A 12,905-nucleotide genomic window follows, 5' to 3' on the forward strand; every position below is an offset into this window, starting at 1 on the left:
GGATGGCCGCGAAGGACCGCTATGAATCCCTGACCCGCCTGGGCGGGATCGTGATCGCCTTTCTCTGGATCGACATCGTCCTGCAGGCGCTGTACGCGCTGTCCAGCCTGGCGGTGATCGGCTACATCGGCGACCTGCAGTCCGGCCGCGTGACCGTCACCGACCCGGAAGCGCTCGCACCCTCGGAAATCATCCAGGCCCTGATCGCCATCCCCGCGACCCTGGTCAGCCTGCTGCTGGTCGTGCTGATCGCCCGCTGGATCTTCCGTGCGGCCTGGAACGTGCGGCACCTGGGCGCCCGCCGGCTCGAGTTCAGCCCGGGCTGGTCGGTGGGCTGGTACTTCGTTCCGTTCGCGAACCTGGTCTTTCCATTCCGCGCGATGAAGGAAATCTGGCACGCCAGCCACGACCCGCACCGCTGGCAGCCCGGCAGTGTCGGCCTGCTGTCGCTCTGGTGGGCGCTCTGGATCAGCAGCAACATCCTGGGCAACATCAACTTCCGGCTGGCGCTCAATGCCGAGACGCTGGAGTGGTTGCGGGTGTCGCAGTGGCTCGGCATCGCCGTCTGCGTGCTCAGCATCCCGCTCGCGCTGGTATTCGTGCGCATCGCACGCCGCGTGCGGGAAGCGCAGGACCGCAGCTTCGCCTCGGCGGCCGAACCGCCGCCCCTTCCGGAGCCGCCGGAAACCGCGGTCGCCGTCTGATCAGCGCGCGCGCAGGCGCGCGTCGATCGCATCCAGCGACGGCGCGCTGGCCAGCTCGGCCTCGGCACCGACCAGTCCGCCGCGCAGGATCCGGTAACGGCGGCAGTCCGGCGCCAGCAGCAGCTCGTAGCGGAAACTGCCGTCGGTGAACTTCAGCGCGTGGGTGTAGGTCGCGGCGCAGTCGGACGGCGCGGCACCCGGCTCGCCGATCCAGGACGCGGCGATGGCCCGGACCTGGGCCAGTCCGCCTTCGTCCTCCACCGGCACGCGGCCGGCCACGGCATAACCGCCCACGCAGGCGCTGCCGCAGGAGCCATCGGCCGTCTGGCCGGCGGTCGTCGACAGGGCGACCAGCTCGATGGTGGTGGCGCCCTTCAGCGCACGCAGCACGAGCGATTCGGTCGATTCCGACACCGCCGGTGGCTGCTTTTCGTCCGGGCCGTAGGCCGCGAAGCCGGCGCCCTCTTCCCGGTAGACCTCGGCGACACCGCCGCCGCGGACCACGGTGATCGGCGGCGGCGCGTCCGCGGCCGGCGCGGTGTCCGTTTCGGTTTCATTGCCGTGGGCCGGCAGGGCGACCGCCAGGAGCAGCGCGGCGACGGCGAAGGGGCGGAACGAAGCAAGGGGCATGTGGATGTCCTTCAGCGGGTGGCGAGCACGGCTTCCACCGCCTCGATGTCGCGGGGCACGGCGCCGGTCAGCACCTCGTGGCCGTCGGCGGTGACCAGCACGTCATCCTCGATGCGGATGCCGATGCCCTGCCACTTCGCCGGCACGCCCTTGCTGCCGGGCGCGATGTACAGGCCGGGCTCGATGGTGAACACCATGCCCGGCTCGAGCTCGCGGTAGTCGCCGGCGAGCTTGTATTCGCCGACGTCGTGCACGTCCAGGCCCAGCCAGTGTCCGGTCTTGTGCATGTAGAACTTCTTGTAGGCGCCCGATGCCAGCGCCGCCTTGAGCGTGCCCTTGAGCAGACCCAGCGACAATAGGCCGTCCGTCAGGGTTTCCACCGCGGCGTCATGGCCCGCGATCCAGGACTGGCCGGGCCGCGCCTTGGCGAGCGCCGCGGCCTGCGCCGCCAGCACGACCTCGTAGAGCGCACGCTGTTCCTTCGAGTACGTGCCGCTCACCGGCCAGGTGCGGGTGATGTCCGAGGCGTAGCCGGCGTATTCGGCGCCGGCGTCGCACAGCAGCAGGTCGCCGTCGGCGATCGGCGCGTTGTTGGCGCGGTAGTGCAGCACGCAGGCGTTGGCGCCGCTGCCGACGATCGGTTCGTAGGCGGCGACCGCGTCGTTCTTCCGGTACACGTACTGCAGCGCCGCCTCGACCTCGTATTCGCGGCCGCCGGCACGGGTGGCGCGCATGGCCGCGATCTGCGCCTCGCAGGCGATCGCGGCGGCGCGGCGCATCAGCTTGAGCTCGCCCGGGCTCTTGAACAGGCGCAGCTCGTGCAGCAGGTGGCCGAGCTCGAGGAACTCGTGCGGCGGCTGCGCGCCGTGTCGGACCTGCGAGCGCACCCGGTTCACCCAGCCGATCAGCTTGAGGTCGAAGTCGGTGTCGCGACCGAAGTGGTAGTAGACGCGGCTGCGGCCTTCGAGCAGGCCCGGCAGGATCTCGTCGAGGTCGCTGATCGGGTAGGCGTCGTCGAAGCCGAAGGTTTCCACCGCGCCCTCGGGCCCGGCGCGCGGACCGTCCCAGGCTTCACGTTCGGGGTCGCGCTCCCGGCAGAACAGCAGGGTCTCGCCGTGCTTGCGGCCCGGCACCAGCACCAGCACCGCTTCCGGCTCGGCGAAGCCGCTGAGGTACCAGAAGTCGCTGTCCTGGCGGTACGGGTAATGGGTGTCGTGGCTGCGGATCCGCTGCGGGGCGCTGGGCAGGATCAGGATCGCGTCCTGGTCGGCCATGCGCATCAGCTGCTTGCGGCGGCGGGCGAACTCGGCCGGCTTGACCATGGCGGCGCTCAGTTCAGCTTGCGGCGGTGCCGGGGACCCAGCACGCAGTCGCTGTGCAGCAGCATCACCGCCACGCGGACGAATTCGGAGACCTCCTCCAGCGCTTCCTCGTCGGCCTCGGGGTCTTCGTAGCTCAGGTCGCTGGCGGCGATGCGGGCGAGGTCGGCCAGGGCTTCCTGCGACTCCTCGGACAGCGGCGGGTTGGCGCCGGCGGCCAGGCCGAAACCGCCCAGGAAACCGCGGCCCCAGGCCAGCAGGCCATCACCACGCTCGCTCACCGGCCGGTCTTCCGGCGGCAGCAGCAGCTCGAACTCGAAATCCGGGGAATCGAGCTGGCGGGTGCTGGCGACGTACAGGCGGTCCAGGGCGCCGTCGGCCACCGGCGGCGACAGCAGCGGGTCGGACATCACCAGGGCGAACCAGCTGCCGCGGTCGTGGCGGCCGCCCCCGGACAGGTAGCCGCAGAGCGAGCCGTGCAGTTCGGACGGGTCCAGGCCGGCTTCCAGCGCGCGAAGTTCGGCGGCGATTTCGGCGTGTTCAGGCAGCAGGGGTTCGGACATGGGGTCGGTGCCGTGGAAGTGCCCGCATTCTAGCAAGGCCGGGCCGGGGCGCCCGGAAATGGCGGCTTGTGGGGCTGTTAGCGCCACCCTACACTGCGAGCGATAGCACGGAACGAATCAGGGGACCTCCGGGCCTAATGAGGCAGTGGCGAAACAGGGGCATGGGTCCGGCAGCCGTCGTGGGCGCCTGCATCGCTTCCGTGCTGGCCGCGCCGGCAGGCGCGGCGGTCGGACCGGTGTCCGCGCCGGGCGCGAGCTGGCTGCTGCAGGCCGTGCTGTTCGGCATCGCGCTGTTCCTGAGCTGGCTGCTCTGGCGGGTCTGGAGCCACCGCCGGCGCCAGGAGAAGTCGCTGCTGGGCGAGATCCGCGAGCGCGAGGAGCGCCTGAACCTGGCGCTGTGGGGGTCCGGCGACGAGTTCTGGGACTGGAACATCCGCGACAACAGCCTCTACCGGCTCGGCGCCAACCAGCTGCTCGGCCAGGGCAGCCGCGAAGAGCTGAGCACCGACGACTGGCGCACGCACTCGATCCACCCCGAAGACCTGCCGCGGGTGCAGAAGCTGTTGCAGGAACACATCGTCGGCCACACCGACGTGTTCGAGTCCGAGCACCGCATCCGCAACGCGCGCGGCGAGTGGGTCTGGGTGCGCTCGCGCGGCAAGGTGGTCGAACGCGACGCGGCCGGCAGCCCGCTGCGCATGGCCGGCACCGCCCGCGACATCACCGTCATCCGCCGCGCCGAGCGCGAGCGCCGCGTCGCGCTGGAAGTGCTGCGCAGCATGAGCGAAGCCGTGGCGGTGATCGACCTCGACTTCCGCTTCATCTCGGTCAACCCGGCCTTCTCGCGCATCACCGGCTACAGCGAAGAGGAAGTGATCGGCCAGAACAGCCGCCTGCTCGACTCGAGCCAGCACAGCGCCGAGTTCTACCGCCGCGTGCGCGACGTGCTCGAGCGCACGGGCCACTGGGCCGGCGAGATGTGGCAGCGGCGCAAGGACGGCGAGGAGTTCCTGGGCTGGATCGAGATGAGCGAGGTGCGCGATGCGATGGGCCTGCGCAGCCACTTCGTGGCGGTGGTCAACGACATCACCGACAAGAAGCGCGCCGAGCAGGAGCTCCGCTACCTCGCCAACTACGACACGCTGACCGGCCTGCCCAACCGCGCGCTGCTGAGCGAACGCCTGGGCCGCGCGATCGTGCGGGCACGCCGGCAGGAGACGCGGGTGGCGGTGCTGTTCCTCGACCTCGACCGATTCAAGGACATCAACGACTCGCTGGGCCACGCCGCCGGCGACCGACTGCTCAAGGCCGCGGCGACGCGCCTGCAGGCCACCGTCGGCGCCTCCGACACCGTGGCGCGGCTGGGCGGCGACGAGTTCACCGTGGTGCTTGAGGACGTCGAGTCGATCCCGGCGGTCGAGCGCATGGCGCGCGAGATCCTCACCGCCTTCTCGATGCCGCTGGAAGTCGACGAACGACACGACGTCTCGATCACGCCCTCGCTGGGCATCAGCCTCTATCCCGACCACGCCCTGGTGCCGACCGACCTGCTGAAGTTCGCCGACACGGCGATGTACCAGGCCAAGGCCGAAGGCCGGAACACCTACCAGATCTACAACGAGACCATGGACGCCGAGTCGCGCCGGCGCGCCACCGTGCTGGCTTCGCTGCGCAAGGCGCTCGACCGCGGCGAATTCCGCCTGGTCTACCAGCCGCGCATGGCCCTGGCCGACGGCCGCATCACCGGCGTCGAGTCGCTGCTGCGCTGGCACAGCGCCGAGCTGGGCGAGATCCCGCCGACGGTGTTCATCCCGCTGGCGGAAGAATCGGGCCTGATCCTGCAGATCGGCGACTGGGTGCTGAGCGAGGCGCTGCAGACGCTCAAGCGCTGGCGCAGCCACGGCCTGAACGAAATCTCGATCGGCGTGAACGTCTCGGTGCTGCAGCTGCTGCGCGGCAACCTGCCCGAACAGCTGCGCAACCTGATCCATGAACTGGGCGTGCCCGCCAACCGCATCGAGCTGGAAGTCACCGAGTCGATGGTGATGCAGAACGCCGAACAGACCACGACGGTGCTCAACGAGCTGCGCAAGCTCGGCGTCACCCTGGCGATCGACGACTTCGGCACCGGGTATTCGTCGCTGGTCTACCTCAAGCGCCTGCCGATCGACACCCTGAAGATCGACAAGGAATTCATCGGCGACCTGACCCGAGACCCGGATGACGAAGCGATCACCGCCACCGTCATCACCATGGGCCATTCCCTGGGCCTGAACGTGATCGCCGAGGGCGTGGAGAGCGAGCAGCAGCTGAGCTACCTGCGCGAACAGGGCTGCGACGAGATCCAGGGCTTCTGGCTGTCGCCGCCGCTGGACGCGCACCGCTGCCTGGCCTTCATCCGCAGCTGGCAACCCGCCACGGTCGCCGCCATCCCGGCGCCGTATTGACCCCGTCACCCGCCCCGCCTAAGGTGGCCGCGATGAGCCAGACCGACCCGGTAACCCAGCTGCAGGCCCTGGCCGAGCGCTTCGAGCGCCTGGCCGAGCAGCACCGTCGCCTGCTCGAGGAAAACAAGAGCCTGCGCCAGGGCCAGGAACAGCTGGTGGCCGAACGCGCCCAGCTGCTGAACAAGAACGAGCAGGCCCGGTCCCGGGTCGAAGCCATGATCACGCGGCTCAAGTCGCTGGAGCACAACGCGTGAGCGAACCGGTCAACGTCAAGATCCTCGACCGCGAGTTCACCGTGGGCGTGGAGCCGGACGAGCGCGAAAGCCTGATGGCCGCGGCGCACCTGCTCGACGCCCGCATGCGCGAGATCCGCGGCAGCAACCGCATGGCCGCTCTCGACCGCGTCGCGGTGCTTACCGCCCTGAACCTGGCCCACGAACTGCTGCAGCTCAAGCAGGCCGCCGAGCAGCGCGACCAGGCGCTCAACCGCACGCTGGGCGAGCTGAACCGCAAGCTCGACGGCCTGTTCGACGCGCCGCGCTGAAACCGCGCGTTTCCGTTCACGATTTTTTCCGGTGGCCGGCCTATAATCGCGCCGTCCTCTGCCGTGTTTGACAGCGTGCTTAACATTACACCTTGTCCCATAAACACGACCCGGGAATCCGCCCCGTCCGTGGTGTGCATGTCCGCCCTGTTGCGGAAAGCCTGAAGCGGCGGTTCGGGTACCCACTTGATCCCTGGGATCAAGGTCGTTTCGTACGCATCGGCATGGTGGAGGAACTTCTTCTGGATCGCACGCGCGCCCAACTCCGCGCCGACCTGCGCGCCCGCCGCGCGGCGCTCAAGCCCGGCGAACGCCTGGCCGCCGCCGACGCCGTCGCCCGCCACCTGGGCGGACGCGAAGAACTGCGCCAGCCCGGCTACGTCGGCGGCTATTGGGCCGTGAACGGCGAACTGCCCCTGCATGCGGTGCAGCTGCGTCTGGCCCCCGGCCAGGTCTGGTGCCTGCCGGTGGTACAGGCCGACGGCGGCCTGCGCTTCGCGCCCTGGCGCGCCGGCGATCCGCTGGTCCCCAACCGTTTCGGCATTCCCGAACCCGATGCCGCGGTCACCCTGGCCCCGCAGGAGCTTTCCCTGGTCCTGCTGCCCCTGCTGGGCTTCGACCGCCGTGGCGCCCGCCTGGGCATGGGCGGCGGCTATTACGACCGGGCCTTCGCCTTCCGCCAGCAGCAGCCGGCGCCGCCGCACTTGGTCGGCGTCGGCTATGCCTGCCAGGAGCTGCCGGCCCTGCCCGCCGAGGCCTGGGACGTGCACCTGGACGGGGTCGCGACCGAGGACGGTTTCCTCGCGATCGGGCGATAATGCCGGCCATGAACCACTGGCTGATGAAATCCGAACCCGACGAATTCTCGATCGACGCCCTCAAGAAGGTCGGCCGGGAGCCCTGGAGCGGCGTGCGCAACTACCAGGCGCGCAACTTCATGAAGGCGATGAAGGTCGGCGACCCGATCCTGTTCTACCACTCCAGCTGCGCGGTGCCCGGCGTCGTCGGCATCGCCGAGGTGGTGTCGGACCTCTACCCGGACCCGACCCAGTTCAAGCCCAAGTCCGACTACTACGATCCGGCCAGCAAGCCCGAAGAGCCGCGCTGGTGGCTGGTGGACGTCGGCTTCAAGCGCAAGCTCAAGCGCGTGATCACGCTCGAGCAGCTCAAGGCCGAATCCGACGCGCTCGGCGAGTTCGCCCTGCTCAATCGCGGCAACCGGCTGTCGGTGCTGCCGGTGACGGCGGCGCAGTACAAGCACATCCTTTCCCTCGAATAAGCCGGAGCCACCGATGTCGCGCGACGCCCAGAAAAAACTCGCCGCCGAAAAGGCCCTGGAATTCGTCGAGGACGGCAGCGTGGTCGGCGTCGGCACCGGTTCGACGGTGGCGTTCTTCATCGACGGGCTGGCGCGGATGAAGTCGCGCATCGAGGGTGCGGTGTCGAGCTCGGAGCAGAGCACGCGCCAGCTGCAGTCGCACGGCATCCCGGTGTTCGACCTCAACGCGGTCGGGCCGCTGAAGCTCTACGTGGACGGCGCCGACGAGTGCGATCCCTACAACCGCCTGATCAAGGGCGGCGGCGCGGCGCTGACGCGGGAGAAGATCATCGCGGCGGCCAGCGATCGTTTCATCTGCATCATCGACGAGGCCAAGCAGGTCGAGCTGCTGGGCAAGTTCCCGCTGCCGGTCGAGGTGATCCCGATGGCGCGCAGCCACGTCGCACGCGCGATCGCCGACATGGACGGGCTGCCGGTGTGGCGCGAGGGCGTGGTGACGGACAACGGCAACTGGATCCTGGACGTGCACAACTGGCGCATCCAGGACCCGGTCGGCCTCGAGGCCAAGCTCAACCAGATCGTCGGCGTGGTGGCGAACGGGCTGTTCGCGGCGCGCCCGGCCGACGAGGTGGTCATCAACGGCCAACTGCGCCCTCTCCGCAAACTCACCTGATCCCGGACTTGCGCCTCTGCGCAAGCAGGTCAAGTGCTCGCGGGCATCTCATCCGGCGTGCGCCGCCCCGCATCGTGATAGCCCCCTGCCCGCTCGGGCGTAAGCGGCATCCTGCCCAACTCACTCGCGGCCGTTGCGGGCATCCTGCCCTCCACTTCAGGGGGCTATCACGATGCGTGCCGTCGCCACGGAGCGTCATCGCGAGCCGAAGAGATAAGCGCGTGCTCTCCGCACACGTCAAGCTCGCCCGAAGAGGCTGCTCGCGAGCTCGCCCAGGCTCGGCGTTCCGGTCCGGATGGTCCGCAGGCCGTCGTGCGTGAGGGCTCTTTCCGCGGCTTCGAGAACATGGACGTTTTCGAAGAGCCTCCATGGATGGATTCACGGCGTCCGCGGAAAGAGCCCTCACGTGCGGCGGACTATCGCCAGGAACGAGCCCGGCGCCGTAAACCGACATACGGCGGCCAATCGCCAAGAACGATCCCGGCGAACCGCACCCAGTCAGATGCGAGAAAGTGACCTGCTTGCGCATGGCGCAAGCGCGGGAGGGATCAGGCAGGCGTGTTGGCCGCCAGCAGGCGCAGCATGGCGCCGAGGCCGCCATGCAGCGCGCTCACTTCGTAGCCGAGCCGCTTGAGCACGAAAGCCGCGGCGGCGGAGCGCTCGCCGGTGTTGCAGTAGACGATGACGCGGCTGCCCGAGGGCAGCACGTTGGCGACGTCCTCGCGCAGCCGGTACAGCGGCACGTTGACCGAACCGTCGATCGCCCGCTGCGCATGTTCTTCGGGCATGCGCACGTCCAGCAGCGCCGCGCCAGCATGCACCAGGCGCGCGGCTTCCGCCGGCAGCACCCAGGACAGCATCGGCGGCTTGAGCACCGCCTCGAAGGCCTCGCGCGAAAGCCGCATCAGCTGGCCGCCCTGCATCATGCGCACCGTGGCGTTGCGCGGCAGGTTCGACAGCAGCGCGTCCTCGCCGAAGGTATCGCCCTCGCGCAGATAGGCGACCACCTGCGGCGCGCCGTCGAGGTACTTGGACACCGATGCCGTGCCTTCGCGCACCACGTAGAAGTAGTCCGGCGCATCACCCTCGCGCATCACGATCTCGCTGGGCTTGACCGTCACCGGCTCGAACATCTGGAACATCTTCTCGATGTTGCCGGTCGGCAGGCGCGCGAAAGCCGGCGCGCGCAGCAGCCGGAACACCCAGTTGTTGCCGCCGGGCGCGCCGCCGAAATGGCGGTAGTTTTCGTCGCGGCTCAGCTGGTCCCAGGTGATCAGCTTCTCGAGGTAGCGCCGGTCCAGGCGCATCACGCGCGCCTTGCCCGAGACGACCTTGGCGGTGAATCGGCGCGGAATGGCGTCGTTGAGCGAATAACGGCCATGCGGCGCGCTGGCGATATGGCTCACGCTGCGGCCGTCGGGGTAATTGCACTTGAGCTCGCCGTCGAGCAGATAGACGGTATCGTCGTCCAGGTCGCCGGCTTCGAACACGTTCTCGCCCCGCTGGTAGTCCGACACCATGGCTTCGCGGGCGAGCTGGTCGCGCGTTTCCGGGCGCAGGGTGTCGAGCTGGAACAGACGGGCCAGTTCGGTGGCGGGGACGGGCATGGAAGTGGCTCCGGGCGCTGGATGGGTCGAGTCTATCGCTGTGAAGGTGGGATGCGGTAGCGGGGACGCAGGACTTTCGACTGCCGACCTCTGGCGAAGATCAAGAGCGCCCGCTTCGCGGGGGCTGGGGGACCAGGATTGCCAAGGACATCCATGTCCTTGGCCCTGCGCTTCGCTCCGGGTCGGCTGCGCCGACGAAAATTGTTCCGGACAATTTTCTCGAACGAGGTCCGACTTGCCTTTCCCCCAGCCAAAATAGAAGGGCCCCCTTTCGGGGGCCCTTCTATTTTGGCTGGGGGACTAGGATTCGAACCTAGATAGGCAGAGTCAGAGTCTGCAGTCCTACCATTAGACGATCCCCCAATTCGGGGTCGCCGCCAGACCTTGAAGCGTATTAGCGCTTCGAGAACTGGGTGGCGCGGCGGGCCTTGTGCAGGCCGACCTTCTTGCGCTCGACCTCGCGGGCGTCGCGCGTCATGAGGCCAGCCTTGCGCAGGTCCGGCTTCAGCGTCTCGTTGTACTCGACCAGCGCGCGGGCGATGCCCAGGCGGATGGCGCCGGCCTGGCCGGTGATGCCACCGCCCTCGACCGTGACGGTGATGTCGAACTTGTCGCCCATCTTGGTCACTTCGAGCGGCTGGCGCACGATCATGCGCGAGGTCTCGCGGCCGAAGAACTCGTCGACCGGACGGCCGTTGACGACGATGGCGCCCTTACCGGAGCGCAGGAACACGCGGGCGGTGGAGGACTTGCGACGGCCGGTGCCGTAATTCTGCTGGGTAGCCATGTGGATGCCTTAAGCCTTGAAGTCCAGAGCCTGCGGCTGCTGGGCGGAATGCGGATGCTCCGAGCCCTTGTAGACCTTGAGCTTGCGGAACATGGCGCGGCCGAGCGGATTCTTGGGCAGCATGCCCTTGACGCCGATCTCGATCACGCGCTCCGGGTGCGCGTCCAGCGCCTGGCCGAGCGACTCGGTCTTCAGGTTGCCGACGTAGCCGGTGAAGCGGTGGTACTTCTTGTCCTGCAGCTTGTTGCCGGTGACGTGGATCTTCTCGGCATTGATCACGACGATGTAATCGCCGGTATCCACGTGCGGGGTGTAGACAGGCTTGTGCTTGCCGCGCAGACGGCGCGCGAGTTCCGAGCACAGGCGACCAAGCGTCTTGCCGCTGGCATCGACCACATACCAGTCCTGCTTGACGGTCTCCGGCTTGGCGCTGACGGTCATGGACTTCATGACGGCTCCAATAAGAATTCGGGGTTGGAAAGAGGCGGAATGATAGCGGCCCTTTCCGGCCCGCGCAAGCCCGAATTAACCCCGTGTTAGCATCCGGCCATGCCCGTTACGCCTGTCCAGGGCCCCCGCCCCGCGCCGGAAAGCCCCGCCGCCCACGGCCTGGTCGCCCTGGCCGACCGCTGCGTGCAGTGCGGATTGTGCCTGCCGCATTGTCCCACCTACCGGCTGGACCGCAGCGAAGCCGAGTCGCCGCGCGGCCGCATCGCCTACGTCAAGGCCGTCGCCGAAGGCCGGCTTGCACCGAGCCCCGCCGGCGATGCGCATCTGGACCACTGCCTGGGCTGCCGCCGCTGCGAACCGGTCTGCCCGGCCGGCGTTTCCTACGGCGAACTGCTCGTCGGTGCGCGCACCGCGCAGGTGCAGCGGCAACCGCCGCCGCGGCGCCTGCGCTGGGCCGGCGCCCTGCTGGCGCGCCCCGCCCTGCTGGGTCCGCTGCTCGATCTCTATCGTCACCTGGGCGGCATGCTGCCCCGCGCCCTGCGGCCGCCGCTGCCGCGCCCGCCCGCCCCGGTCCCGCTGGCCGCGCCGGTGCTGGCCGCGCCGACCCTGGCCCTGTTCTCGGGCTGCGTGGCGGATAGATATGAATCCGGCAGCCGCGCCGCCCTTGCCCGCCTTCTGGCCCGGGCCGGCATCCAGGTCGTGCAGCCGGCCGGCCAGACCTGCTGCGGAGCGGCGGCGGCCCACGCTGGCGACGCCGCCACCGCCACCCGCCTGGCCACCACCAACCGCGCCGCCTTCGCCGGCCAGGATCGCGTGCTCTGCCTGGCCAGCGGCTGCCAGGACAGCCTGGCCCGCAGCCTGGGCGAAGGCCCGGCGGTCGAGGACGCCCTGCAGGCCCTGGACCGGGTCGGCGACCGGCTCAGCTTCCGGCCGGCCCGGGGCCGGGTCGCCCTGCACCTGCCCTGCACCCAGCGCAGCGTGGTCCGCAGCGACGCCGCGCTGCGCCGGCTGCTGGCCCGCGTGCCCGGCCTGGACCTTGTCGAACTGCCGGACACCGGCTGCTGCGGCGCCGCCGGCCTGCACCAGCTGGCTGAACCCGCGCGCGCGGCCGCGCTGCGCCAGCCCCTGCTCGAGGCCCTGGCCGCCAGCGGGGCCACCGAACTGGTTTCGGCCAACATCGGCTGCCGCCTGCATCTGGCCGGGGGCACTACAATCCCCGTCCGGCATCCGATTGATTTCCTGGCCGAGCACCTGACATGAGCGCGACCCGCCGCTACAGCCCGCTGGACCGCCTGCTGATCGAAGCGCAGCACGCCCTGGGTACCAGCCTGGGCCAGGCCCGGGCGGAACGCCCGAATCCGGCCGGCTCCCTGCGCGACCCGGCGCTGGACGTCGCCGACCGACGCCACGCCGCCGGCCTGATGCGCATCAACCACACCGGCGAGGTCTGCGCCCAGGCCCTGTATGTCGGCCAGGCTGCCGTCGCCCGCGACGAGGCCACCCGCGCCCAGCTGCTGCACGCCGCCCAGGAGGAAACCGACCACCTGGCCTGGTGCGGCGACCGCCTGCGCGAACTCGACAGCCGGCCCAGCCTGTTCAACCCGCTCTGGTATGCCGGCAGCTATGCCATCGGCCTGGCCGCGGGCCTGCGCGGCGATGGCTGGAACCTGGGTTTCGTGGTCGAGACCGAGCGCCAGGTCGAGGCCCATCTGGACGAACACCTGGGCAGCCTGCCGGCCGGCGACGAGCGCAGCCGCGCCATCATCCGCACGATGAAGGCCGACGAGGCCCGCCACGCCGACCACGCCGAACAGGCCGGCGCCCGCAAGCTTCCCCAGCCCATCCCGCGCCTGATGGCGCTCAGCTCCCAGCTGATGAAGCTGGTCGCCTACCGCCTCTGAG

Annotated in this window: 15 protein-coding genes, 1 tRNA gene and 1 other RNA gene; 10 read left to right on the forward strand and 7 right to left on the reverse strand. The window is 69.5% G+C overall.

Features of this window, described 5'->3' with window-relative positions; genetic code table 11:
• Window positions 1–2 precede the first annotated feature (2 nt).
• Complete coding sequence (locus tag E1B00_RS07415; protein ID WP_139447142.1) at window positions 3–704, forward strand: DUF4328 domain-containing protein; 702 nt, start codon at window positions 3–5, stop codon at window positions 702–704.
• Here E1B00_RS07415 and E1B00_RS07420 read toward each other — a convergent pair whose 3' ends face one another.
• From E1B00_RS07420 to E1B00_RS07430, 3 genes are read right to left on the reverse strand one after another with little or no spacing between them, the layout of a single operon-like run.
• On the reverse strand, window positions 705–1,334 hold the full coding sequence (locus E1B00_RS07420) for a hypothetical protein (RefSeq protein WP_139447143.1): 630 nt from the start codon (window positions 1,332–1,334) through the stop codon (window positions 705–707).
• An 11-nt stretch (window positions 1,335–1,345) separates the two neighbouring features.
• The gene (locus tag E1B00_RS07425) at window positions 1,346–2,656 is read right to left on the reverse strand and encodes an aminopeptidase P N-terminal domain-containing protein (protein ID WP_139447145.1); all 1,311 of its coding nucleotides are present in this window, start codon (window positions 2,654–2,656) and stop codon (window positions 1,346–1,348) included.
• Between the two features lie 8 nt (window positions 2,657–2,664).
• On the reverse strand, window positions 2,665–3,216 hold the full coding sequence (locus E1B00_RS07430; RefSeq protein WP_139447147.1) for a UPF0149 family protein: 552 nt from the start codon (window positions 3,214–3,216) through the stop codon (window positions 2,665–2,667).
• Between the two features lie 161 nt (window positions 3,217–3,377).
• On the opposite strand from E1B00_RS07430, the gene E1B00_RS07435 reads away from it, so the two are divergent.
• The 7 genes from E1B00_RS07435 (at window position 3,378) to rpiA (ending at window position 8,159) form a co-directional block, all read left to right on the forward strand.
• Window positions 3,378–5,663, forward strand: a complete 2,286-nt coding sequence (locus E1B00_RS07435) for a putative bifunctional diguanylate cyclase/phosphodiesterase (RefSeq protein ID WP_176693151.1) — start codon at window positions 3,378–3,380, stop codon at window positions 5,661–5,663.
• Window positions 5,664–5,695: 32 nt separating this feature from the next.
• Entirely contained in the window at window positions 5,696–5,917 is a 222-nt protein-coding gene (locus E1B00_RS07440) for a TIGR02449 family protein (RefSeq protein ID WP_139447152.1), read from the forward strand.
• On the forward strand, window positions 5,914–6,207 hold the full coding sequence (locus E1B00_RS07445; RefSeq protein ID WP_139447154.1) for a cell division protein ZapA: 294 nt from the start codon (window positions 5,914–5,916) through the stop codon (window positions 6,205–6,207). The genes E1B00_RS07440 and E1B00_RS07445 overlap by 4 nt, the downstream gene beginning before the upstream one ends.
• 52 nt (window positions 6,208–6,259) lie before the next feature.
• Window positions 6,260–6,445: non-coding RNA, 6S RNA (gene ssrS, locus E1B00_RS07450), on the forward strand.
• Window positions 6,432–7,025 carry a 5-formyltetrahydrofolate cyclo-ligase gene (locus E1B00_RS07455; RefSeq protein ID WP_139447155.1) on the forward strand — a complete coding sequence of 198 codons (594 nt, stop codon included), beginning with the start codon at window positions 6,432–6,434 and terminating at the stop codon, window positions 7,023–7,025. The genes ssrS and E1B00_RS07455 overlap by 14 nt, the downstream gene beginning before the upstream one ends.
• Window positions 7,022–7,486, forward strand: coding sequence for an EVE domain-containing protein (locus tag E1B00_RS07460; RefSeq protein ID WP_425456472.1), 465 nt, complete (start codon window positions 7,022–7,024; stop codon window positions 7,484–7,486). The genes E1B00_RS07455 and E1B00_RS07460 overlap by 4 nt, the downstream gene beginning before the upstream one ends.
• Window positions 7,487–7,499: 13 nt before the next feature.
• Complete coding sequence (rpiA, locus tag E1B00_RS07465) at window positions 7,500–8,159, forward strand: ribose-5-phosphate isomerase RpiA (RefSeq protein WP_139447159.1); 660 nt, start codon at window positions 7,500–7,502, stop codon at window positions 8,157–8,159.
• 548 nt (window positions 8,160–8,707) lie between these two features.
• Here rpiA and E1B00_RS07470 read toward each other — a convergent pair.
• From E1B00_RS07470 to rplM, 4 genes are all read right to left on the reverse strand, one after another.
• Entirely contained in the window at window positions 8,708–9,766 is a 1,059-nt protein-coding gene (locus E1B00_RS07470; protein ID WP_139447161.1) for a cyclic nucleotide-binding domain-containing protein, read from the reverse strand.
• A gap of 289 nt (window positions 9,767–10,055) precedes the next feature.
• Window positions 10,056–10,129, reverse strand: a tRNA-Gln gene (locus tag E1B00_RS07475).
• 31 nt (window positions 10,130–10,160) lie between these two features.
• Window positions 10,161–10,553 carry a 30S ribosomal protein S9 gene (gene rpsI / locus E1B00_RS07480; RefSeq protein WP_139447163.1) on the reverse strand — a complete coding sequence of 131 codons (393 nt, stop codon included), beginning with the start codon at window positions 10,551–10,553 and terminating at the stop codon, window positions 10,161–10,163.
• A gap of 9 nt (window positions 10,554–10,562) precedes the next feature.
• Window positions 10,563–10,994 carry a 50S ribosomal protein L13 gene (gene rplM, locus E1B00_RS07485; RefSeq protein WP_139447782.1) on the reverse strand — a complete coding sequence of 144 codons (432 nt, stop codon included), beginning with the start codon at window positions 10,992–10,994 and terminating at the stop codon, window positions 10,563–10,565.
• 108 nt (window positions 10,995–11,102) lie between these two features.
• Between rplM and E1B00_RS07490 the strand changes: the two genes are divergently transcribed.
• Window positions 11,103–12,263 carry a (Fe-S)-binding protein gene (locus E1B00_RS07490; protein ID WP_139447165.1) on the forward strand — a complete coding sequence of 387 codons (1,161 nt, stop codon included), beginning with the start codon at window positions 11,103–11,105 and terminating at the stop codon, window positions 12,261–12,263.
• The gene (gene coq7 / locus E1B00_RS07495) at window positions 12,260–12,904 is read left to right on the forward strand and encodes a 2-polyprenyl-3-methyl-6-methoxy-1,4-benzoquinone monooxygenase (protein ID WP_139447167.1); all 645 of its coding nucleotides are present in this window, start codon (window positions 12,260–12,262) and stop codon (window positions 12,902–12,904) included. Before E1B00_RS07490 ends, coq7 begins: the two co-directional genes overlap by 4 nt.
• Window position 12,905 lies beyond the last annotated feature (1 nt).

Source organism: Arenimonas terrae (assembly GCF_006265115.1).
In the GTDB taxonomy this organism is placed as follows: Bacteria; Pseudomonadota; Gammaproteobacteria; order Xanthomonadales; family Xanthomonadaceae; genus Arenimonas; species Arenimonas terrae.